The organism is Mycoplasma zalophi, from assembly GCF_018914005.1.
GTDB lineage: Bacteria > Bacillota_I > Bacilli_A > Mycoplasmatales > Metamycoplasmataceae > Metamycoplasma > Metamycoplasma zalophi_A.
Map to the genome: position 1 here is coordinate 23,325 of NZ_JAHMHI010000001.1, position 24,288 is coordinate 47,612.

General features: G+C 25.0%; 22 protein-coding genes. 19 read left to right on the forward strand and 3 right to left on the reverse strand.

Annotated elements, in window-relative coordinates:
• Window positions 1-22 precede the first annotated feature (22 nt).
• Genes prfA through KQ877_RS00195 form a run of 8 tightly spaced genes read left to right on the forward strand, consistent with a single transcriptional unit; the run spans window position 23 to window position 6,691 of the window.
• Window positions 23-1,120: a peptide chain release factor 1 gene (gene prfA, locus KQ877_RS00160; RefSeq protein ID WP_216489041.1), complete on the forward strand. Its 1,098-nt coding sequence runs from the start codon at window positions 23-25 to the stop codon at window positions 1,118-1,120.
• Window positions 1,110-1,802: a peptide chain release factor N(5)-glutamine methyltransferase gene (locus tag KQ877_RS00165; RefSeq protein ID WP_216489039.1), complete on the forward strand. Its 693-nt coding sequence runs from the start codon at window positions 1,110-1,112 to the stop codon at window positions 1,800-1,802. The genes prfA and KQ877_RS00165 overlap by 11 nt, the downstream gene beginning before the upstream one ends.
• Before the next feature lie 40 nt (window positions 1,803-1,842).
• A complete protein-coding gene (gene dnaJ / locus KQ877_RS00170; protein ID WP_216535662.1) occupies window positions 1,843-2,955 on the forward strand; it encodes a molecular chaperone DnaJ in 1,113 nt (370 codons plus the stop codon).
• A gap of 59 nt (window positions 2,956-3,014) precedes the next feature.
• Window positions 3,015-3,443 (forward strand): hypothetical protein, encoded by a 429-nt coding sequence (locus KQ877_RS00175; protein ID WP_216489035.1) that lies wholly within the window; start codon window positions 3,015-3,017, stop codon window positions 3,441-3,443.
• Window positions 3,433-4,113, forward strand: coding sequence for a (d)CMP kinase (gene cmk, locus KQ877_RS00180; protein WP_216489033.1), 681 nt, complete (start codon window positions 3,433-3,435; stop codon window positions 4,111-4,113). The genes KQ877_RS00175 and cmk overlap by 11 nt, the downstream gene beginning before the upstream one ends.
• On the forward strand, window positions 4,113-5,426 hold the full coding sequence (gene der / locus KQ877_RS00185; RefSeq protein WP_216535663.1) for a ribosome biogenesis GTPase Der: 1,314 nt from the start codon (window positions 4,113-4,115) through the stop codon (window positions 5,424-5,426). The genes cmk and der overlap by 1 nt, the downstream gene beginning before the upstream one ends.
• Entirely contained in the window at window positions 5,410-6,417 is a 1,008-nt protein-coding gene (locus KQ877_RS00190; protein ID WP_216535664.1) for an NAD(P)H-dependent glycerol-3-phosphate dehydrogenase, read from the forward strand. Before der ends, KQ877_RS00190 begins: the two co-directional genes overlap by 17 nt.
• 1 nt (window position 6,418) lies before the next feature.
• Window positions 6,419-6,691, forward strand: a complete 273-nt coding sequence (locus KQ877_RS00195; protein WP_216489026.1) for an HU family DNA-binding protein — start codon at window positions 6,419-6,421, stop codon at window positions 6,689-6,691.
• Here KQ877_RS00195 and recU read toward each other — a convergent pair.
• Entirely contained in the window at window positions 6,684-7,175 is a 492-nt protein-coding gene (recU, locus tag KQ877_RS00200) for a Holliday junction resolvase RecU (protein ID WP_216535665.1), read from the reverse strand. The genes KQ877_RS00195 and recU overlap by 8 nt on opposite strands.
• A 100-nt stretch (window positions 7,176-7,275) precedes the next feature.
• Between recU and KQ877_RS00205 the strand changes: the two genes are divergently transcribed.
• From KQ877_RS00205 to KQ877_RS04060, 11 genes are read left to right on the forward strand one after another with little or no spacing between them, the layout of a single operon-like run.
• A complete protein-coding gene (locus KQ877_RS00205; RefSeq protein WP_216489021.1) occupies window positions 7,276-7,581 on the forward strand; it encodes a 4'-phosphopantetheinyl transferase superfamily protein in 306 nt (101 codons plus the stop codon).
• Window positions 7,581-8,444, forward strand: coding sequence for a lysophospholipid acyltransferase family protein (locus tag KQ877_RS00210; RefSeq protein WP_216535666.1), 864 nt, complete (start codon window positions 7,581-7,583; stop codon window positions 8,442-8,444). The genes KQ877_RS00205 and KQ877_RS00210 overlap by 1 nt, the downstream gene beginning before the upstream one ends.
• A 3-nt stretch (window positions 8,445-8,447) precedes the next feature.
• Window positions 8,448-9,197 carry a segregation/condensation protein A gene (locus KQ877_RS00215; RefSeq protein WP_216535667.1) on the forward strand — a complete coding sequence of 250 codons (750 nt, stop codon included), beginning with the start codon at window positions 8,448-8,450 and terminating at the stop codon, window positions 9,195-9,197.
• On the forward strand, window positions 9,190-9,825 hold the full coding sequence (gene scpB / locus KQ877_RS00220; protein WP_216489015.1) for an SMC-Scp complex subunit ScpB: 636 nt from the start codon (window positions 9,190-9,192) through the stop codon (window positions 9,823-9,825). The genes KQ877_RS00215 and scpB overlap by 8 nt, the downstream gene beginning before the upstream one ends.
• Window positions 9,812-10,651, forward strand: coding sequence for an RluA family pseudouridine synthase (locus KQ877_RS04005; protein ID WP_216535668.1), 840 nt, complete (start codon window positions 9,812-9,814; stop codon window positions 10,649-10,651). The genes scpB and KQ877_RS04005 overlap by 14 nt, the downstream gene beginning before the upstream one ends.
• A 9-nt stretch (window positions 10,652-10,660) precedes the next feature.
• Entirely contained in the window at window positions 10,661-10,954 is a 294-nt protein-coding gene (locus KQ877_RS00230; protein WP_216489011.1) for an Asp-tRNA(Asn)/Glu-tRNA(Gln) amidotransferase subunit GatC, read from the forward strand.
• On the forward strand, window positions 10,947-12,263 hold the full coding sequence (locus KQ877_RS00235; RefSeq protein WP_216489009.1) for an amidase family protein: 1,317 nt from the start codon (window positions 10,947-10,949) through the stop codon (window positions 12,261-12,263). Before KQ877_RS00230 ends, KQ877_RS00235 begins: the two co-directional genes overlap by 8 nt.
• Window positions 12,263-13,693 (forward strand): Asp-tRNA(Asn)/Glu-tRNA(Gln) amidotransferase subunit GatB, encoded by a 1,431-nt coding sequence (gene gatB / locus KQ877_RS00240; protein WP_216489007.1) that lies wholly within the window; start codon window positions 12,263-12,265, stop codon window positions 13,691-13,693. Before KQ877_RS00235 ends, gatB begins: the two co-directional genes overlap by 1 nt.
• Window position 13,694: 1 nt before the next feature.
• The gene (locus tag KQ877_RS00245) at window positions 13,695-14,732 is read left to right on the forward strand and encodes a YhjD/YihY/BrkB family envelope integrity protein (protein WP_216535669.1); all 1,038 of its coding nucleotides are present in this window, start codon (window positions 13,695-13,697) and stop codon (window positions 14,730-14,732) included.
• A gap of 59 nt (window positions 14,733-14,791) precedes the next feature.
• Window positions 14,792-15,796 carry an ECF transporter S component gene (locus KQ877_RS00250; protein WP_246777991.1) on the forward strand — a complete coding sequence of 335 codons (1,005 nt, stop codon included), beginning with the start codon at window positions 14,792-14,794 and terminating at the stop codon, window positions 15,794-15,796.
• Complete coding sequence (locus tag KQ877_RS04060; protein ID WP_308699328.1) at window positions 15,796-20,613, forward strand: valine--tRNA ligase; 4,818 nt, start codon at window positions 15,796-15,798, stop codon at window positions 20,611-20,613. The genes KQ877_RS00250 and KQ877_RS04060 overlap by 1 nt, the downstream gene beginning before the upstream one ends.
• A 51-nt stretch (window positions 20,614-20,664) precedes the next feature.
• Here KQ877_RS04060 and KQ877_RS00260 read toward each other — a convergent pair whose 3' ends face one another.
• Together KQ877_RS00260 and metK are read right to left on the reverse strand one after the other, a co-directional pair.
• Entirely contained in the window at window positions 20,665-22,533 is a 1,869-nt protein-coding gene (locus KQ877_RS00260; protein ID WP_216535670.1) for an MIP family Ig-specific serine endopeptidase, read from the reverse strand.
• A gap of 153 nt (window positions 22,534-22,686) precedes the next feature.
• Window positions 22,687-23,862, reverse strand: coding sequence for a methionine adenosyltransferase (gene metK, locus KQ877_RS00265; protein WP_216489001.1), 1,176 nt, complete (start codon window positions 23,860-23,862; stop codon window positions 22,687-22,689).
• Window positions 23,863-24,288 lie beyond the last annotated feature (426 nt).

The following is a 24,288-nucleotide window of genomic DNA, read 5'->3' on the forward strand; positions in this document are numbered from 1 at the left end:
ATTATTATATAATAATAAAATTATGGAAAAAACAATGTATCAAAGCTTAATAGCTATTAAATCTAAATATGAAGATATTCAAAACTCATTACAGAAACCAGAAATATATGAGGATATAAAAAAATATAATTCATTGCTAAAACAACAAAATTCAATTAAAGATATTTATAAACAATTTTCAAATTATTTAGAATTAGAAATGAGTTATACTCAAGCAAAAGAAGTTTTAAAAGTTGAAAAAGACCATGAATTGTTAGAATTAGCAAAAATAGAAATTGATGAAACACAAGAAAAAATGACAGAATTAGAAGAAGAATTAAAAATCCTTTTACTTCCAAAAGACGAAAATGATGAACGTGATGTAATCATGGAAATAAGAGGAGCTGCTGGTGGAGATGAAGCTAATATTTTTGCTGGTGATTTATTTAAAATTTATCAAAAATATTGTGATTCTGAAAATATGAAAATAAAAGTAATTGATTCAACTTTTGGAGCTGCTGGTGGGTTTAGTCAATTAGTTTTTAGTGTGAGCGGAGAAAAAGTTTTTTCTAAACTAAAATTTGAACGTGGAGTACACAGAGTACAAAGAATACCCGCTACAGAAACCCAAGGTAGAGTCCATACCTCAACAGTTACAGTAACTGTTTTACCAGCTGTTGATGACGATGTTGAAGTAGAAATTAGAACTCAAGATTTAAAAATCGATACATTTAGATCTTCGGGGGCTGGTGGTCAAAGTGTTAATACCACAGATAGTGCTGTAAGAATCACCCATATTCCAACCGGAATTATTGTAACTTCGCAAGATGAACGTTCACAAATAGCTAACCGTCAACAAGCAATGAATTTATTAAAAGCAAAAATTTATCAATTAGAAGTATCAAAAAGAGAAGCTGAAGAAAGTGCATTGCGAAAATTAACTGGTAGCGGTGATAGAAGTGAAAAAATAAGAACATATAATTATCCACAAGACCGTGTTACTGATCATAGAATTTCATTCAATGCTTCTTTAAAAAGTGTTGCCGATGGTAAATTAGATTTAATTATCGATGCTTTATTAAGTGAAGAAAAAGCTCAAAAAATTAAAATGATTGGTGAAAAGCAAGCAAATGATCAATAAGGAAATTTTATTAAGAGAAAAATTAAGATATAACTTACCTCTTGAAATTTCAAAACGTGAATTAAAATTACTAAAAAAAGATTTTCCAGTACAAAGAATTATCGGATATTGTGAAATGCAATCTATCCGTGTTTTTTTGAATAAATCTACTTTAATTCCCAGATATGAAACAGAAGAAGTTATTTTAAAATGTTATGAATTTTTAAATAAAGATTCAGAAGTTTTAGATTTGGGAACTGGTACAGGTTTTATTGGTTTAGCAATCAAAAAAAATATCAATTGTAAGGTAACTTTAATCGATAAAAACAAAAAAGCACTAAAAATGGCTAAAAAAAATGCTGAATTTAATAATTTAGATGTAGAAATTTTTAAAAGTAATTGATTTTCTAATGTGTATAAAAAATATGATTTAATTGTTGCAAATCCTCCATATTTAGATAAATCAAAACTAAAAAAACAAGACAGACCAAAGTTTGATCCTTCTTATGCCTTATATGCCAAAAATAATGGTTTAAAAGACTACATAAAAATTTTAAAAGATTATAAAAAATTCTTAAAACCTAACGGAATTTTAATTTTTGAAATTGATGATTTTGTTGCTCAATATTTTGAAAAATATTATCCAGATCAAGAAATTATTAAAGATATTAATAATAAAAAAAGAATTATTGTAATAAGATAATTTTTAGCACTCTAAACATTTTTGTGCTAAAATTAAGACTATGAGTAAAAAACGAGATTATTATGAAATTTTAGGTATTTCTAAAAATGCAACTGAAAAAGATATAAAAAGTGCTTATCGTAAATTAGCTATGAAGTATCACCCAGATCGAAACAAAGAAGCTGATGCAGAAGAAAAATTTAAAGAAGTTTCTGAAGCTTATGAAGTTTTAAGTGATGTAGATAAAAGAGCTAAATATGATAAATTTGGTCATGCAGCATTTGAACAAGGTGGTGCAGGAGGATTTGGTGATGCTTCTGATATATTTAGAAGCTTCTTTGGTGGGTTTGGTAAAAGTTTTGGTGAATCATTTGACTTTGGTGATATTTTTGGTTCTTCAAGAAATGCAGGACCACAAAAAGGAAGTGATATTGAAAATCAAATTACCATTGAATTTTTAGATAGTGTTTATGGTAAAAAAATTGATGTAAAATTACCAAAAATTGAAACATGTTACAAATGTAAAGGGACTGGAGCGGATACTCCTGAGGATCTTGTAACTTGTGATAAATGTTCTGGTTCAGGACAAGTAAGTGCTTCTATGTTAGGATTTTTTCAAACAGTTACTACATGTGATAAATGTTCAGGTTCAGGTAAAATGGTTAAAAAAGTATGTTCTGTTTGTAAAGGACAAAGAATTACAAAAGAATATGAAACAAAAGAAATTAACATTCCAGCGGGAATTTTTAGCGGACAAACCATCGTTATTTCAGGATATGGTGCACCTTCTAAAAATAATGGACCAAAAGGTGATTTACATTTAGTTATAAATGTTAAAAAACACCCATTTTACAGAAGAGTTGAAAACGATATTATTATGGAAGTTCCAGTTTCTATTAAATCAGTTATTGCAGAAGAAACAATTGAAATTCCAACACCGTATGGAAAAAAACCACTAAAAATTCACTCAGACACAAAAGACGGTGACAAATTGATAATCAAAGATGCAGGCATTAAGTATCTAAACCGTAATATGATTGGTAAAATGATAGTTATTGTTAAGACGTATATACCTAAACTTTCTAAACAAGAAAAGCATTCTATTTTAGAAGCTTTAGAAAACAATAAAGATAAACAATACTCAAAATGAGTAGATGATGTGATTAAAGGTTAATCTTAAAAACAGAGTATTTCTGTTTTTATTTTATACAAAATATCTTATAATAAGATATTATGATTAGCAGGAAAAAATATTGACAGGAATATAGAGATGAATTAAGTTCAACATCTTCTATTCAAAATGCAATAAAAAAAGAAAATAAAAATTTTAATAAGAAGGTTCAACAAATTGTAAATAACATTCCTGATTATGAAAAAATGTTAGAAGAATTAAATAATGAATTAAATTTAAATTTTTTTCCAAATAATCATAGTTTAAATCAAGAGTGAAATTTTTCAGATGACATTAAAATAGCTTCTTCAATTGAAAAAATTAAGGAGATTGAAACTCAAATTAATAAAATTGTTAATGATCCACTAAACAAAAAAGAACTTATAAATAGGGTTAAAAAATTGATTTTAGATAATGAAATTTTAGTGATTCAAAATGATTTAAAACAAGAATTAGAAAACATAAAAAGAGGGATGAAAAATGATGAATAAACGAATTAATATAGCAATAGATGGGCCGTCGGGAGTTGGAAAAAGTTCAGTAGCTAAATTGCTTGCAAAACAATTGGGATTCTTTTTTATAAGTAGTGGATCATTGTATCGATTATCGGCATTGCTTGCAATTGAGAATAATATTGATGTTAATGATGCTGAAAAAATCGTTTCATTATGAAATTTTGAAGATGTTAGAGTTGATTCATCAGAAAATTGATTCTACAAAGAAAGAAATGTTACGATAAATTTACGGGATGATGAAGTTTCAACGGTGGCTAGCAATATTGCAGTATTTCCTAGTGTAAGAGAAAAAATAGTAAAATTTTTACAATGATATTCTGAGTCGTTTAAAGGTGTAATTATTGATGGGCGTGATGCAACCTATCGAATTTTGCCAAATGCTGAACTTAAAATATTTTTATGAGCAAAAGCGGAAATTAGAGCACAGCGTAGAATGTTACAAAATTTAGAACTTGGTCATTTATCAAATTATGAAGAAGTTTTAGCACAAATAAAAGCAAGAGATTATCAAGATTCTACACGAAAAGAAGATCCATTAAAAGTTTCAGAAGGTTCAATTGAAATTGATTCAACAAACATGAGTATTTTGGAAGTATATGAAAAAATATATGAACTCGCAATTAATAAAATAAATGAGGTTAAATAATGAAAGATCTTGTCGCAATAGTAGGAAAACCAAATGTAGGAAAATCAACCTTATTTAATAAATTAATTAATAAACGAAAATCAATTGTTGATGATGCTCCCGGAGTTACTAGAGATAGAATTTATGATGAAGCATACTGAACTGGAACAACATTTAGAATAGTAGATACTGGTGGAATTACCGTTAGTGATGATGATAATATGCAATCACAAATAACTGTTCAGGCACAAATTGCAATCGAAGAAGCAAATATTATTATTTTTATTTTAGATGCTACTCATGATTTGACTAAAGAAGATTATTATGTTGCTGATTTACTTAGAAAAAGTTCAAAAAAAATTATCGTTGCTTTAAATAAATTAGAAGGACAAAGAGGTGAATTTGATCCTATTTTCTATAGTTTAGGTTTTGATGATATATTCCCTATTAGTAGTATTCATGGTGAAGGAATTGGAGAAATGCTTGATAAAGTCACTTCCTTAATTGATAATTCTAATAATAATGATTCAAATACTTTTAAACTTTCTATTATTGGAAAACCAAATGTAGGAAAAAGTTCACTTCTAAATGCTCTAAGTGGTAAATATCGTTCAATAGTTTCAGATGTGAGCGGAACAACTCGCGATAGTATTAGTGAATTAATTAATATAAATGATGAACAATTTGAAATAATAGATACAGCAGGTATCAAAAGAAAATCTAAATTAGTAGAAAGTGTTGAACATTATGCTCTTATGCGTGCAATGCAAAGCTTAGAAGATAGTGATTTAGCTATTTTGATGTTAGATGCAACTGAAGATATTCACCATTTTCATTTAAGAATCACAGGTTTTGCATATGAACAAAGAAAACCATTAATTATTGTTGTTAATAAATGAGATTTAATTGAAAAAGATACTAATACAATGGTGCAATTTAAAAAGAATTTATATGAAAAATTTAAATTTGTTGATTGAGCTCCAATTGTGTTTATAAGTGCAAAAACTACACAAAGATTAGAGAAACTAAAACAAAAAATTGTTGAAGTTAAAGAAAATATTTCAAGAAAAATACCAACAAATAAATTAAATAGTTTTTTAGTTGATATTCAGATGTTAAAACCCGCTCCTTCTTTTAAAGGTAAAAGATTAAGTATTTCATTTATTCAGCAAGTCGAAGCTAAGATACCTACATTTGTAATGTATGTAAATAATCGAGAATATGCGCATTTTAGTTACTTAAGATACATAGAAAATCAAATTAGAACATATTTTAATTTTGAAGGAACACCTATAAATTTATTATTAAGGAATAAAAATGAAACAAAATACTAGTGAAAATATTACAATTATTGGTTCAGGTTCAATGGGAACTGCTCTTGCAAAAGTCTTATTTAATAACGGACACAACGTAATTATTTATGGAATAGATTCTCAAGAATTAGCTGAATTAACAACAGGAAAAAACACAAAATACTTCCCAGAAACAACATATTTACCTTGCTTTAAAACCACAAATAATTTACATGAAGCTCTAAAAAATACAAATTATGTTGTCTTTGCAGTACCTTCAAAATTTATGGATAATGTGTTTAAAAAAACTATGGAAAATCTTAGTTCAAAAGTCACACTTATTAATGTTGCAAAGGGTTTTTATCCTCAAACAATAACTCCATTACACACACAATTTAAAAATTTAACAAAAGATAATGAAGACGTTTTAGGTGTCGTTTCGCTAATTGGACCTAGTCATGCCGAAGAAATTGTTAAAGATTCAATTACTGTTGTTGATGCTGTGGATGAAAATTTAGAAATAGCAAAAAAAGTTCAAAAACTATTTTCAAATAATTATTTTAGAGTTTATACTCAAACTGATGTAATTGGTGCTGAAATTGGAAGTATTTTTAAAAATGTTTTAGCAATTGCTAGTGGAATTTTATATGCAAAAAACTATGGAATTAACACAAGAGCAGCCCTTATTACAAGAGGACTTGTGGAAATGAAAAAATACGCATTATATAACGGCGGTAAATTAGAAACTTTATTTGGATTAACGGGTATAGGGGATTTAATTGTTACTGCATTTAGTGAATTTTCTCGTAATTTTAGTTTTGGAAAATTATATGGTGAAGTAGGAAAAGAAGCACTAAATACTCAAAAAACAGTTGAAGGTCTTACAGCTCTTAAAGCAATTTATGATAATTTAATTAAAACAAATGTAATGGAACTACCTATTACAAATAGTTTATATCAAGTAATTTTTAACGATCATGATATAAATGAAATGCTAAATAAATTAATCACAAGAGATTTAAAAGACGAATAGCATGAATAAAAAACAACTATTACAAGAAACCTCAAAAAGGTTGAATTTAAATTATCAAGAAGTAGTGAATATTTATGATGCTATTGAAGAAATTATTTTAGAAGGTCTTAAAAAACATGAAAAGATTTCAATTAGTGGCTTTGGCACATTCACCACTCAATTTAAAGACCAAAAAGAAACAATTAATAAATTTTCACAAAAACCATTAACTGTCCAAGCAAAATATGAACCAAAATTTAAATTTTCAAAAGTAGTTAAACAAAAAATTAATTAATACAATTTATATAATCTAAAACTCCAGGAAATATTAAATTTATTTTTTTGGAAATTTTTATCGCTTCTTCATAAGAAAGCGATTTTTTATTTTTTCAAATTTTGTCAATTTCTAAACAATTTATATACAAAAAACAATCAAATTGTTTAAAAAACACAATATAAAAGCCAATTCCACCAAATTTTGTAATATCTAAAAGATATTTGTGTTGGTGTTTTTTTATGTTGTTTAGTGAAAATGATTTCGAGTCTGTTTCTTTCGCTTCAAAAGCAATAAATTTTCCTTTATATACTCCATAATAATCCACTGTACTTTTTGAAAAGATTTTTGCGTCTTTAAGTTGTAGTTTTTCATCTTTATTTATAACTCTTTTGAATTTTATATTTAGTTCCTTTTTTTGACAAAAAGCAACTTGATTTAAATAGTATCTTTCATTTGTTTTATTGATTATACTTTCAAGTAACATTCCACGATTTTTTTGCATTTTTAACTCCTTTATTATTAAAAGTAAAAAAATAGAATAAAATATAAATATTTTATTAAAGTAACCTCAAAAATTAAAAATAATTTATAATTAAAATATTATGAATAAAGTTGGAATAGATATCACTTCAATTAGCAGATTTTTAAACAAAAATGATGAATTTGCAAAGAGAATTTTATCTAGTGAAGAATTTAAAGAATATCAAACCATAAATAATAAAAGTAAATATTTAGCTACAAGATGAGCTATTAAAGAAGCAATTTTTAAAGCAGATAATACATTTAATACTTTTTCCAACATAAATATAAAAAAAGATCACAAATATCACTTCAAGAATTTTGATATTTCAACAAGTAGTGAAGGTGATTTAGTAATTGCAATGGCAATTAAATTTAAGGAGAAATAATGAATATAAAATTAAAAATGATTTTGTTTAGTCCACTTTGATTATGAAGATTTTTTAGAATAGTTTCAAGATCAAATACTTATCGTCGTAACCCAACATTATATGGTGCACAAGAAAGACATGATTATATATTAAAAAGAGCTAAGAAATTAGTTAAAACTTTAAATATTAAATTAGATATTAAAGGATTTGATAAATTACCACAAACAGCGATTTTATATCCAAATCACGTATCTAATTTAGATCCATTAATCATTTTAGCAGCACTAGAAAAACAAAACAAAGATAAGTCAATTAAAAATAAAATTGTTAACTTTTTAGCAAAACAAGAATTAGAAAATGATTGAAGAACAAGAATACCTTCAAATTTCATTGATACATTTTATTTAAATAGACAAAATCCAAGAGAAGGATTAAAAACCTTAGATTCATTTGGAACATTTATAAAAGAAAATAAATCATTAGGTGTTATTTTCCCTGAAGGTACAAGATCTCATAATGATAAACTTTTAGATTTTAAACCTGGAGCATTTAAAATACCTAAATCTAAATTCGTTTCTATTGTACCAGTAACAATTAATAATGCAGGTCAAGCATTAAATCCAAAAAGATCTAAAAAATTAACAGTTGAAGTAATTTTCCATGATCCAATTGATCCATTTAGAATACAAAATTTAGAAACACATCAAATTGCACATATTGTAAAAAATACAATTGAATCAAAATACAAAAATCAAGAAGTTTATGTTTCTAAAAAATCTTTAGAACCTAAAAAAGTTTCAAACAAATTAACTTATGCTGAAAAAAGAGCTAAAAAACAAGCAAAATTAGAAGCTAAAGCAAACAAATATAAGGACTTTTAGGATATGCAAGAATTGCCCAATCAAAATTCTGAAATTACATTTAATTTAAAAAATTTTAACGGCCCACTTGATTTATTGGTTACTTTAATAAAAGAAAAAAATGTTGATATTTTTGATATAGATTTATCTGAACTTGCAAGTCAATATTTAAAAATCATTGAAAATTTAAACAAAATTGATTTTGATTTAGCTAGTGAATATTTAGTTATGGCAGCTAATTTAATTCACTTAAAAGCGAGAATAATTTTACAAAATCCTCAAGAAGAAGAGGAAATTAAAAAAGAAAAAGTAAGACTTTTAAGTCAAATTGCTGAATATCAAAAATTTAAAGAAATATCAGCAACATTAAGAGAACAAGAACAACAAAGAAAACAATTATTTCAAAAAGCTCCTAGCGATTTAACTTCTTTTGTAAAAAAAATAGATGAAAGCGTTTTAGATGGTCATTCTTCTTCTACTAGATTAACAATTATTTTAAGAAAAATGTTTGAAAGAACATATGCAGAAGCTTTAAAAAATATTTCTCTTCAAACAAAAAATATTAGTCCTGAAGAAATGAAAAAAGTTATACTTGATTTATTTAAAGATAAAAATATTTTAAGTTTTGAAGAAGTGTTTAGTGTGCCAAGTATGGGTCACTTTGTGATTAGTTTATTAGCTTTACTTGATTTATCAAGACAACAAAAAGTTGTCATTGAAGCAAATAATGAATCAGAGATTATTACAATTTCAAAAGGTATAAAATATGAATAATTACACAAAAATAATTGAAGCATTAATATATGTTCAAGGTGATGAAGGATTAAGTAGTAAACAATTAAAAGAATCACTTAAACTAGATTCAATTACTTCAGCAAGAACACTATTAAAGAAATTTGCAGATGAATTTAATAACCAAAACAGAGGAATTAAAGTTCACGAATTTAATGATATATTTAAATTTTTAACAACAGATGAAGCAAAAGATGTTATTAGTGAATTAGTAACAGTTGCAAGAAGACAAAATCTTTCACAAGCAGCAATTGAAACTGCGGGAATAATAGCATACAAACAACCAATTACAAGATCAATGATAAACAACATAAGAGGTGTTGCTAGTGATCATATTGTAGTTACGCTTTTAACTAAGGGAATAATTGAAGAAGTTGGAGTAGCACAAACTCCTGGACAACCTATTTTATATGGAATTACAGATAAATTTTATGATTATTTCAAAATTAAAAGTTTAGCAGAGTTACCTCCTTTTCCTGAATTTAATAATTATTCAAGTGAAGGTAATTTAAATGAAGAAGAATTTGATTTATTTAACAGTCAAAGACAAATGGAAAATACGGGTGTTGAACAACTATCACAAGAAATGGAAGAACATGAAACAATTTAAAGCAACAGCAAATGACGAAGGTCGTACATTATTTAAATTTATTGTAAAAAGAGCAGATAATGTGCCTATTTCTAAAATCGAAAAAGTATTTCGTAAAAAAGATATAAAAGTCAATAATATTAGGATAAATGATAAACAATACAAAATCAAAGAAAATGATGTTGTTACTGTTTATGGTATTGAAGATACTACAAAAGATAGTGAATCAACATATAAAAAAGCTAATATAACTTTCAAAAAAATATATGAAGATGATGATATTTTAATTGTTGATAAAAAAGCAGGAATAGCTATGGTTAATGAAGAAAATTCATTAAATGATCAAGTTTTAACATATTTAAAATTTAAAAAAACTGACAGTTTTGTACCAGATTCAATCGGAAGATTAGATAAAGTCACAAGCGGATTAGTTATTTATGCTAAAAATTATCAAACACTGGTTGAATTTAAAGAAAAACAAGAAAACTTTATAAAAATATATCAATTTGTAAGTGATATAAATGAAGATAAACTGGTAACAGTTAAACTTGTAAAGGACATAGAAAAACAAAAAATGAAAGTAACAGAAGACAAAAAAGGTGTCAAAGCAGTAACAAGATTTTTTGTTGAAAATAACAAAAAATATGCAGAAATTAAGACTGGCAAAAAGCATCAAATCAGAGCAACACTTGAACATTTAGGCTTTCCAATTTTAGGGGATACAAAATATGGAGCAAAAAAATCACATCGTGTTTTTTTACATGCATATAGCATTACTATCAGAAATCTAGACAAAAAATGAGATCATTTAAATGATCAACAATTTATAAGTTATCCAAAATGATAGGAGAAAATAATGGAAAAAGAAAAAATGATTAGCTTAGCACGTAATCTTCTTTTTGAACCTAAAGAAGAACTTTTTCAATTCATGAGTCAAGAACACGAAGAAATTAAAAAACAATTAGCATTACTTGATAAGTTTGACCTAACAAATATTAAACCTATGACACACATTAATGAAGAATTAGTTAGTTTTGATTTTTTAAGAGATGATATTCCTTCAAAAGCTTTAGACAAAGAAAAATTACTTGCAAATGCTAAAATACATGATGAAAATTTTGTGATTATAAGAAAGGTTATTAATGATTAAAAAAGGAAACTTAGATAAAGCTATTTTAGATGCAAAAAATGATAATAATAATGCTATTGCTTATATCTATGAAAACGCTAAATTAAATAATAATGGTGTGCTTGCTAACACCGTTTTTAGTTTAAAAAATAACTATGCAACAAAAGATTCTGTATCACATGCATCAAGTTCTTTTTTAGAAAATTTTTATCCCAATTACGACGCAACTATTGTTTCACTACTAAAAGAAGCTGGTGCAACTTGTGCTTTTAAAACTCATTTAGATGAATTTGGACTAGGTGGGACAGGTACTTTTTCTCATTATGGACTTATTAAAAATCCATTAAATAAAGATCACTACGTTGGTGGTTCAAGTTCTGGGTCAGCTGCTACTTTAAATGATAATCTTTCATTTGCAATTGGTTCAGATACTGGCGACAGTGTTAGAAAACCAGCAAGTTATGTAGGGAAAGTTGGATTTAAACCATCTTATGGTACGGTGAGTAGATATGGGTTATTTGCATTCGCATCTTCGTTGGATACAGTTGGGTGAATGACTCACAATGTAAATGATTCATTTGAAATTGCTAATGTACTTTTTAAACAAGATTTCAAAAATGATAATACATCAAAAAATTTAGAATTTTCATCAAGCGAAATTATTGAAAAAAAACCTACTGTTGTTTCTTATTTAGATTGTTTTGATTTTCTAAACAATGAAATTGCTGATGGTTACAAAAAATTGTTAGAAAAATTAAAAGCAGATAATATTAAATTACAACCTATTGCAGTTGACAAAGATCTTCTTAATTCAATTTCTGTCGTTTATCAAATTATTGCCTTTACAGAAGCCTCTTCAAATTTAGCTAATTTAAGCGGAATTCATTTTGGAAAACAAATTTCAGATGATAATTGAGAACAAACATACATAAAAACCCGCCAAACAGGACTTGGGTTAATGGTACAAAGAAGAATATTATTGGGAAGTTATTACTTAGAAAAAGAAAATCAAGATAAATATTTAAAAAAAGCTCAAAAAATGCGCCGTTATATTGTAAATTATTTTACAAACATTCATAATAACTGTGATATTTTTATCTATCCAGCAACAAAATCAGCAGCACCTGCTTTTGATCAAAAATTAGAGATTAGCTTTATGGATGATATTTTAACAAATGCTAATTTAACAGGTAATCCATCAATTACAATTCCATTAGGAAAAGAAGAAAATAATCTTCCTTTTTCAATTTCAATAGATGCAAAAAAATTTGATGATGTAAAAATGCTACAACATGCCTTATATATTGAAAAAATGATCGGAGATAACTAATGAATTATTCAGATTATGAACCAGTTATTGGAATTGAAATTCACCTTGAACTTTCAACAAAAACTAAAATGTTTTCTTATGCTGAGAACAATTTTAATTTAGCAGCAAATACATCTGCTAGCGTTATTGATCTTGCTTATCCTGGTACTTTACCACTTTTAAATAAACAAGCAGTTATTTATGGAATTAAATTAGCAAAAGCTTTAAATATGGAAATTGACCATGAGCTACATTTTGATAGAAAAAATTATTTTTATCCCGATCTTCCTAAGGGGTATCAAATCACACAACAATTTAGACCAATTGGAAAAAATGGAACTCTTCCAATTGAAATAGACGATAACATAAAAAATATTGCAATTGAAAGAATTCACTTAGAAGAAGACACCGCAAAACAAATTCATGAAGGGGATAAAACATTTTTAAACTATAATCGTGCCGGTGTTCCTTTAATTGAAATTGTTTCTTTTCCAGTAATGCGTAGTGCAAAAGAAGCTGCTGAGTATGTAAATACAATTAGATTAGTTGCACTTAGTTTAGGAATTAGTGATGCTAAAATGAATGAAGGTTCTTTAAGAGCTGATGTAAATATTTCAGTTAGAAAAAAAACTGATGAAAAATTTAATACAAGAGTGGAAATAAAAAATTTAAATTCTATTTCAAATGTTGAAAAAGCAATTGAATATGAATTTAAATGACAAGTAGAAAAATTAGAGAATAATGAAGCTTTTGAGCAACAAACAAAACGTTTTGATGAAGCTACACAAACAAATAAAAAAATGCGTTCAAAATCTTCTGCAATTGACTATAAATACTTCCCTGAACCAAACATTCCTGCTATTCAACTAACAGATGAAATTATTGATTCAGTAAAATTAGAAGAATTACCATGACAAAAAAAATCTAGATATATTGAAAATGGTTTAAATAAAGTTCAATATGACCAATTATTAAAAAACTTAGATTATGCTGATTTTTTAGACAAATTAGCAGCAAAATCACGCGCACATTTTAAAAAAATCACAAATTTATTTTTTAGTGATGTTGTAAGTTTTTTAAATAATCAAAATCTAAATATTGGTGATTTAAAAATATCACTAGATAATTTATCTACTTCTATTGACCTTATTGATGGTTCAAAAATTCAAAAAAATTCACTTACTATTATTTTAGATAAAATTCAAAATAATCCTTCATTGGATATTGAAACTATAATTGAAACAAATAATCTGAAATTAAAAGATTTAAGTGATGAAATTGAAATATATGTTGATCAATTAATTTCACAAAAACCAGAAATTTTTGATGAATACAATCAAAATCCTGATAAAGTTACTAAGTTTTTAATTGGTCAAATAATGAAAAACTTTAAAGGACAAGCAAATCCAGTAGCAAGCAAAGAAATTATTGAAAAAAAATTAAATAAATAGTATGTTAAAAAAACCAAAAACAGGCTGAAGTAAGCGCAAAAAAAACAAATTTCAAAAATTTAAACACAATATCAATTTACTAAAATTTAATTCTTCTGCTAATTTCGTAGAAAAAACTATACGATTTGTCATATATTTTATTTTAAAAATTTCGCTTAAAAAATACTTAAAAAATGAAAATGAAAAAACACATTCAATTGTTTTAGAAACACACAAAAAATTACATAGTCATGAATTTGCATTTATTCCTTCCGGGTTTTCATTATATTTATTTATGAGTTTTATTCCCATTCTTTCAATTATTTCTTCAATAGGATACATAAATCAAGAATATAATGACACAATTCATTTTGTTTTAGGGAAAATAATTCCTGGAATTGAAAATATTATTCCTAACTTTTTTGGAAAAGGGGGTGCACTTTCTAAAACTGATGTTTTCGTTGGGGTTATTTTTATCATTTCTGCATTTTGAATTTCAAGTGCTGGATATTCTAAATTCGTTCAATCAAACAGTATTTTATATGAACATAAAAATCTTGGAAATTGAGCTCGAAACAGGTTGAAAGGTTTATGAATTGTTATATGTATGACAATATTGCTTTTTTTAGTATTTTTAATGTTTGTATCATTTTTAGCTTTTCTTAAAAAAAGTGCAGGTTATACATTTTCAGATTGACAATTTAGTTTAACATTTTATTTAATTTTACCTTTTTTAATTTTTAGTTTCTTTTTTGTTGTGTACATTTTACTTTATCATTATGCACCTTTATTTAGATTAAAATATGCATATGTTATGCCGGGTGTGTGAATTAGTACAATACCTACCAGTATATTTGTAATTATTTTTGGTTTTTTAACTTCGCTTTTTAATTACAAAAAATTCGGACTAATATCTTCGTTTATGTATATTGAATTATTTTTAATAACAATGAGTTATTTTACTTATACAGGGGTGTTAATTAATGCTACATTTTATAAAACATTTATTTCTACACAAACAATTGATAAAAAATTAGACAAAATGAAAAAACATAGTTAATGTGTTAATTTATATATAAATTTTATATAATTTTAATATATTAAATTTAAGGAGTAATCATGGATAAAATTCCTGGTGGAGTAAAGCACTATATTAGTTGATTAAAAAGTCAAACACACATTAATTTCAGTAAATGAAATTCAAAAAAGATTGCTTTTGTTGGTGTTTTGATTGCAATTAGTGTTGTTTTTTTTATCATTAGTGTGCGTATTGTTCCGATAAGTGCTTTACCCAGCTTTAAATTTTCTTTTATAGGATTACCTGTAAAAATCACTGGATTTTTATTTGGACCTTTTATAGGTGCTATTACAGGTGTTTTAGCTGATTTAATCAGTTTTGCTTTGGTACCTACTTATTATAATGTTTTATATACACTAGCAGTTGCTATTGCAGGGATTATTCCTGGTTTAGTTGTGTGATATTTCTTTAATTTAGGGGGATTGTTATTTAACTATCGTTACAAAATATATAAATACAAACAAATTATTTCTTTTTATAATAAAAAACATAATGATGCACTTAATTCGGGTGATTTTAATGAAGCTCAAACATATTCAGAAAAGGTTGCTTTTTATGAAGTTAAATTAATTTTAATTGAATCAAAATCTAAACCAACAAGTTTAATTAATTTTTCTTATATTTCAACAGTAATTATTCTTTGTATTCAAGTTTTAATAATTGTTATTACTTTATTAAATATTTCTGATAGTGTATTTCAAAACAATAGATTCGTAAAAAATAAATGATTTTATATTATTTTAACAACAAGTGGTTTTGCTTCTATGATTTTAGGGGTAAGTATTTATAGATTCTTTTTAAGAAGAAAATACCAAAGATTTATGGATATGATGGCAATTGTAACATTTTGTGGAATTTTAGAATTTACTAATGTTATTTTATTATCATGGGGAGATTATCAATCTCTAAAAACTGATTTTTGAATTAATTTAACTTCACACACATTATTAAGTCCCGTTAAAGTCTGGTTTAACCTAATTGTTATTTTTACAGCTTATCGAATCATTGCACCATTAATAAATACAAAAACAGTTACAGGTTATTAATGAATCTAGATAAAAAAATTATTCTAGAATCGATAAGTTTAGCTAATTTTAATAAAAAAAATCATCAAATATATTTTGATGATCTTGATTTTCAATTAAGACAAAATAGTATTTTATCTTTAGTAAATAAAAATAACCATATTCAAAATAGAATTTTCGAAGCCTTGACATTTGAAAATAATTTTCAAAATTACCAAGGTTTTTTAATTTATGATAATAATGTTTTAAACACCAATAAACAAAATATTAAGAAATTTTTAAATGATATAAGTTATGGATTTCACTTTGATATTATTGAAAATAATTATTACAACAGAAGGTTAAGAGAATATATTGAAAAAAGATTTGATTTACTCATCAAAAATAAACCTAACTTGCAAACAGAATTTAATAAAAAACACATAGAAATTATTAATGAATATCATGACGATCTTGAATTAATTTACTTAAATTCATTAACTACTTTTTTTAAAAATGAAAATAAATATATTAGTGACTTCTTTTATAAATATAATAAATTTGAATTTACTTTAAATTCTAAAAATTTTGATGAATGATTAAATATTATGAATATTTTAATCACAAAGTCTATTAATAATATCCAAGATATAGAACAAAATTTAATTACAAATTACAAAAATTATCGTAATTTATTAAATGAAAATATTTTACTTTTTAATCGTCAAGAAATTTTGAAATTAAAAAACCAAATTTCAAAAAATAAAATTCATAAACATAAATTTATATTTAAATGAAAAAATTATTTTACATTTAGAAAACAAGCAAATGTAAATAATTACAAAAAAATGAAAGTTTTATTTAAGATAGTTGATGATATCTTAATAAAAAAATTAATTTACTTACATAAATTTAAGATTGCAAGTCAAATTGATGAAAAAGAATATTATCAAAAAAGATACATATCATTGAAATTGTTATGAAAATTCTTAATAAGAAATATTTTTAAATTTCGTTGATTGGAATCAGAACAAATTAGACAATTTTTAGAAGAATTAAAAAAATTCATAAATGATTTTGAAACTTTATCATTTTTTGATAAAAAACAAAAACGCAGTAAAAAAATTCAAAAGCAATTAATTTTTTCAATGAAAAATCAGATAATCACTATTTTTGATGAATATAACAAAATAGTACAAAAAAATAAAAAAGATTATTTTAATTCAAGAAAGGATATGTTTTTAAAACCTCATTGAAGAGGATTTAAAAAGATTTTCAAAAAAGTAGATAATGTTTGAAATTTAAAAAATAATGTCGAACTTTATAAACAACAATTACAATTAAGAGAATTGGAGTTAGATTTTGAATGAAATAAAGAACAATTTAAAATAAAACATGGTGAATTTAAGAACAAAATAGAATTTCAATTAAGAAAAGAATCTAATTTATTTAATAAAAATTATGAAAATATTCAGAAAATAGTTCAAAAATTTGAAGTTAAATTTAATAATTGATTACTAAAAAATAAAGATTTAAAAACTGAGGAACTTCTGATAAAAAATTTACAAAAAAAATATTTATATCTAAAAAAACAAAAAGAACATTTAACTTATTATCGCGAAAATCTTTATAAAATATTTGATGTTATAAATAACAAAAAATCATCAAATGATTCCGAAATAGCGTTTTTATTAAAACAATTTATTTACGACTTTTTAGATAAATATAAACTACCTAAAAATATTTTAGAAAAAAGAATTCCTAATATAAATAACGAAGTATTAATAAATTTAGAATTATTTGAATTATTTTACTTAAAACCAAAAATAATATTAATTGGAAATTTAATTAATGAATTAAAGCAATCCGAAAAAGAATACGTTTTAACAACTACAAATAAATACATTTTAGATAATAAAATATCTGCAATATATTTTTTAGATGATATTAACTTAGCAGCTAAATATTCAATGGATACAATTATTTTTGATAATGAACAAATTATTGAAAAAGGGAAAATTTCTTCAATTATAAAAAGTCCAATTCATCCATTTACAAAATATATTTTAAAAAATAACATAAATCAAGAAATTTTGAATAGTTATTTTTTAAACTCAAGCAAATTTTTATCAAAACAATTTTTTAAAATCGACAAAGGACATGAAATATTTTGTAATTGAAACAATTTAATTTCTTGATCAACACAACAACAAATAAAAGATAAAAAAATATATAATCTTTTATTTAATGTCGAAAAAAAAACACAAAAAAATGCTGAATTTAAGGATAGTTATGAACTACCAGAAACTATAATTGCTAATTTCAGCACCAAAGAACATGAGGAGAAGCAAAAAACTATGGAAAAAATATTTAATCATAAGTTAGTAGAAAAAAATAGATATGAAAAATGAGTTGAATCAAAAGTATTTGAAACTCATGATCAAACCAAGCGACCATTTACAATCATTTTGCCACCTCCTAATGTTACAGGTGTTTTACATGTTGGACATGCACTTGACACTTATATACAAGATACTGTAATAAGATTTAAAAAAATGCAAGGTTATGATACATTATTTTTACCAGCAAAAGACCACGCTGGAATTGCAACACAATCAAAAGTGGAAAAATTATTACATGAACAAGGAATTTCAAAACATACTTTAGGTAGAGAGAAATTTATAGAAGAAGTATGAAAATGAAAAAATAAACATTCACATTTAATTGATGAACAGTGAAAAACACTAGGATTAGCTTTAGATTATTCAAAAGAGCGTTTTACATTAGATGAAGAAGCGAATAAGGCAGTATTAAAAGTTTTTGTTACTTTATATAATAAAGGTTTAATATACAGAGGAACAAAACCAATTTATTGAGATCCAATTCAAAAAACAGCATTAAGTAATATTGAAGTTATAAATGAAGCAACTAATCAAAAAATGTATTATATTAAATATCCATTCAAAGACAATGAAAATGAGTATTTAGAAATAGCTACAACAAGAATTGAAACATTATTTAGTGATGTTGCTGTTGCATTTAATCCTGATGATTCAAGATATATAAAATATTTAAATAAAATCCTTATCCATCCATTAACAAAAAAAGAAATTCCGATAATAAGTGATGAATATATTGATATATCATTTGGTAGTGGGCTTATGAAAGTATCTGCTCACGCAGTTGAAGATATTAACATTATTGAAAAAAATAATTTACAAATTAATGAATGTATTAATGATGATGGATTATTAAATGATTTAGCCAATGAATTTAAAGGGTTAGAAAGAATTGCTGCGCGTGAAAAAATAGCTAAAAAATTAGAAGAAGAAGGTTATTTAATCAAAGTTGAAGACACTGTTTCAAATGTTGGTATTAGCGAAAGAAGCGGTGCTGTAGTTGAAATTTTAGTTAGATCACAATGATTTTTAAAAATGGATGAAATGTCTAAAATGTTATTAGAAAATCTTGAATCTGAAAATGCAGTTGAATTTATCCCTTCAAGATTTAAAGAAGTAATTAAATCATGAATGGAAAAAACATATGATTGAACAATTTCAAGACAATTATGATGAGGACATAGAATTCCCGCATATTATAAAGGTAATCAAATTATCGTTTCATTAGAAAATCCTGGTGATGATTGAGTTCAAGATCCTGACGTTTTAGATACTTGATTTAGTAGTGGTTTAAGTCCTTTTGTATTTTTAGGATGACCGAATGAAACAGAAGATTTTAAACATTATTTCCCAACTCAACTTTTAGTAACTGGATATGATATTATTTTCTTCTGAGTTGCTAGAATGTATTTTATGAGTTTAGAATTTAATAAACAAATACCATTTAAACAAGTTTTATTACATGGATTAGTGCGTGATGCTCAAGGAAGAAAATTATCAAAAAGCTTAGGTAATGGAATTGATCCAATTAAAGTTATTGATGAATATGGAAGTGACGTATTAAGAATTTCTTTATTATTTAATTTAACCGCTGGTCAAGATATTCATTACTCAGATCAAAAATTAGAATCATCTAAACTTTTTGTAAATAAATTCTGAAACATAGCAAGATATGTTAAAGGATTATCAATCGAAAATGATCAAGAAACAAAAAATGATGCTTATGATAATTGAATTTTAGAAAGATTAAAAGAATTTGAACAAAATCTAACAAACAGCATGAATAAATATGACTTTAGTGTAAGTTATAAATTTATTCAAAAATTCTTAGTAAATGAATTTAGTGGTTGATACTTAGAATTTGCTAAATTTAAACAAAATACTCAATTAATACACACAATTTTCAAAAAAATATTAATTTTAATGCATCCATTTTTACCTTTTACAACTGATTATTTATATGAAATAATGTACAATGAAAATATTTTAGAAATTCAAAATCCAAAAATTAAATATCCAAGTACAAAAAATACAAAGGCAGAAAAAATTATTGAAATAATTACTGAACTTAGAAAATATCGTGAAACAAAAAATATTTCTAAAGCAAAAGTTTTATTTTATGCAACTCCTTATTCTAAATTAACAAAAAATGATAAATTAATTATTGAAAAACTAGCTAATTTCCAATACAAAGAAAATTCAGATACTTTAATTCAAGCTTCAGATTTTACAATTAACATTTTATTAGATCAAGAAACAAAAGACTTAGAAATTAATAGATTAAATGATTTAATTAAACAAAATAACATAGATATTGAATTCGCATCAAAAATGTTAAATAATCCAAAATTCATTGAAAAAGCAAAACCTGAAAAAGTACAAGAAATTAAAGAAAAATTAGCAATTTTTGAAGCTAAACATGCTTCATATACTGAAGAAATTAAAAAATTACAAAACTAAAATATAAAAAGTTCAAGATTTAACCTTGAACTTTTTTATTATCTATAAATCCTAAAAACCGTTTTCAAATATTGCCGTATTAGTTTTTTTATCACTAAATCCTTGTGGATATATTTTCTTTAAGTTTTGACGATATGAAGCAATTTGTGCTGGGTATTTGTCTTTATTAGTACCATCGATTAAATTATAAGCTTTAATTGTGTTATCTGCTAAAGTATAATCTTGTGAAAGAAGTAATGGAGTAAATGAAGAGCTATAACTTAAATCACCATATTTAACATTACTACTTACTCCACTATAAATACCAATGATTTGTCCAAAATCATTATAAACCACTGAACCTGATGCTCCATAATATAAAGATGAAAAGTTTATAGTATGTATAAATCCATAAAAATCTGCAAGTGTTTTACCAAATACAGTTGTATAAGGTTGGAAATTATTATTTGTCACTTTTTCTTCATAACTTCTTGCAGGAAGTCCAAAAGCATCTTTATTTTTTGGTGCTCTTGAATTTCATTTTTCTTCACCATTTCTTTCAATTGGGTTATTTTGACTTCAAGTAGAAAAATGTGATTCATAAGCAGGATAACCACCAATATATACGTTTTGAGAATTTGTTAAATTATTTGAAGCATCTTTTTCTGCACTCACATAATCAGTTGTTAAAGTGTAAGAAGAAATAGCTTTATCTTGATTTGGTGTTTTTGCTTCTTTATTTCTTTTAATATAATTATCTAAACTAGTAATTGCATCTTTAAATCAGTTTATATATTCTTGATTTTCTAATTTAGAAAAATCAACATCAATTTCAAAAACTGCAAAGTCTGTATAAAATGGTATGTATTCTTTTTTATCTAGTGTATTTTTTAATATTCAAATGCTACTACTTTTGTCTTTTAAATTTTCAGATGCATTTTCTTCTTGTTGTAATCTATTTAGTTGTTCTTGAGCTTTTTGTTTTGCTTCATCTTGGAATTTATCTATGTATTGACGGTCAATGAAATCATAACCAGCAAAAATTAATTTTGGAGCTGAAATTGCTTCTTTTATTAATTCTGTTCTTGTTGCATCTTCATCACTTTTATGCAAGATATTAAAATATTCATTATTAGCAATTCATTTTACTGTGTAATCTGAATTATTTTCGTAAGGATATTTATTTTCTTTAGCGTTGAAATCACTTATTTTAGTTTGTGTTTTACCTATTGAAATAGAATTTGCTTTATATTTTCTTTCATCTTCGTAATTTAAGTTTTTTGCAATTTTAGGATCAAGAGTATTTGATAATAAACCTGCTACGTGTAAATTAGTTGCAAAAAATAATTTGTATTTATTATCATTTTCTTTGTGGTAATCTAGCAATCAACTTGTTCCTGCAGAAGTTGCTAAGAATGAATCATCTTGATTTTCATCTAAATTTACACCAAATTTAATTGCAAAAGTTCTATTATAAATTTCTTTATAAATATCTTGTGCTTCTAATTTTTGATATGCAGATACATCATGAGAATATTGATGATTTGATTTGTTTAAATTATTAAAAAAATCAGGTGAAAATGAAGGAAAATTTGGATTGAAATTTTGATCGTTTTTGTTATCTTCTTGCTTTTTATCTTCAGTTTCAATTTTTTTATTTTCTTCTTTAGTATCTTTTACAATATTTTCATTTCCAGTGTTATTTTCATTACTATTTGTAGAATTATTGTTTTGGTGTGAATTTGTATCAGGTGTATCATTTTTGTTTTCTTGAGTATTTTTTTCAGTATTTTTGTTTGTGTTTTGTTTATGGGTTGTGTTAGTATCTGAATCTTTTTTATTATTTAAATCGCTGTTTTTATTATATGAGCAAGATACAGCAGTTATTGCGGGAATTGTTGCAGTAAGTAAAAATGGTAATATTTTTTTATATTTCATCATCTTTCTCCTTATGATTTTGTCAATTTATTTTATTAATTTTATATCAAAATTTCACTTTGCAAGTAATTTTATATTTTTTGCTGAATTTATTGATATTTTGTTGTGTTTTTACTACATTTTATAAAAAATATCAAACAGGAATTTACTGTTTGATTATTCAAGAGTTATATTTTTTTTATGGGTTTTTAAGTAATTTTCAATTTCAGTTACTTTATTAGTTCTTTCTCAAGGTAAATTTAAATCATCTCTACCAAAATGACCAAAATAGCTAGTATCACCAAAAATAGGTTTTTTAAGATCTAGTTCTTTTATTATTGCTTGTGGCCTTAAATCAAAAATATTTTCAATGATTTCTTTTATTAAAGATACATTTCTATTATTATCTGTTTTAACATTTATTGAAACAGGTTTAGCAACTCCAATTGCATATGAAACTTGAATTTCAATTCAATTACACAATCCTTTTACTGCGATGATGTTTTTTGCAATTCAACGGCAAGCATAAGCTGCTGAACGATCAACTTTAGTTGCATCTTTACCACTAAATGCTCCACCACCATGGCGACCGTATCCACCATATGTATCAACGATAATTTTTCTGCCTGTTAAACCAGTATCACCTATTGGTCCACCAATTACAAAACGTCCTGTCGGATTTATTAAAATTTTATTAGGCGTTTCTAAATTAAATTTACTTAAAACATATTTTATAATTTTTGTTTTTATAAATTCTTTAAATTCAAAATCATCATAATTTTCATCATGTTGTATCGACATTAAAATTGTGTCTACTTTTAAATGTGTTAGATCATTTTCATCATATTCAATTGTTACTTGACTTTTCATATCTGCTTTAGCTCATTTAAATTCACCATTTTGACGTAATTTATCAGCATATTTTACTAATTCATGTGCAAGTGTTATACCTAATGGCATAAAGTTTTTTGTTTCATTGCTTGCATATCCAAACATAATACCTTGATCACCGGCACCAATTTCTTGATCTGCTAAAATAACTCCTTGACTAATATCGGGACTTTGTTGTTTTATGTCCGTTATAAATTTAACATTATCAATTGGATAATCTAATTTTTGAAATACTTCTTTTGCAATTTGTATAACATCTACATTAGCATTTGATGAAACTTCACCTGCAATTAGCACTATATTTCCAGAAGCCATTGTTTCAATTGCAGTTCTTGAGTTTGGATCTTGTGCTAAATAAGCATCTAAAATACGATCTGATATTTGGTCACAAACTTTATCTGGGTGACCTTGTCCTACACTTTCTGATGTAAATAAAATTTTATTTTCTTTATTTTTTTGCATATAAAAACTCCTTATGAATAACATAAGGAGTTTAAAAGAAGTCAAACATGTTGGAAAAATTCCCCTGACTTTCCACCTTCCAATAAAATGGGGTTGGCATGCCTCAATGCTGTCAAGCTAAGCAACTCGATATGTTATTTTGTAATATTATACACTAAATTTAAAATAATAAATTATTTATATACTTGAATTTTTTTCTATCTTATTTTCATAAGTGTTTGTTATGCTAATATTAAATTATAATAATTAGCATTTGTTGGCTTAAAAAATATAAAGTATGTAAATATTAAGCTTTATTTTGTATAAAGTTAAGTGAGATATATTGTTTCTTTGATTAAATATTTCAACATTTGTTAATTTGAATGTAATGAAAATTTATTGTGTAGTGTTTTAATGATTTCTGTGTTCAAATTTATTTGCATAAAG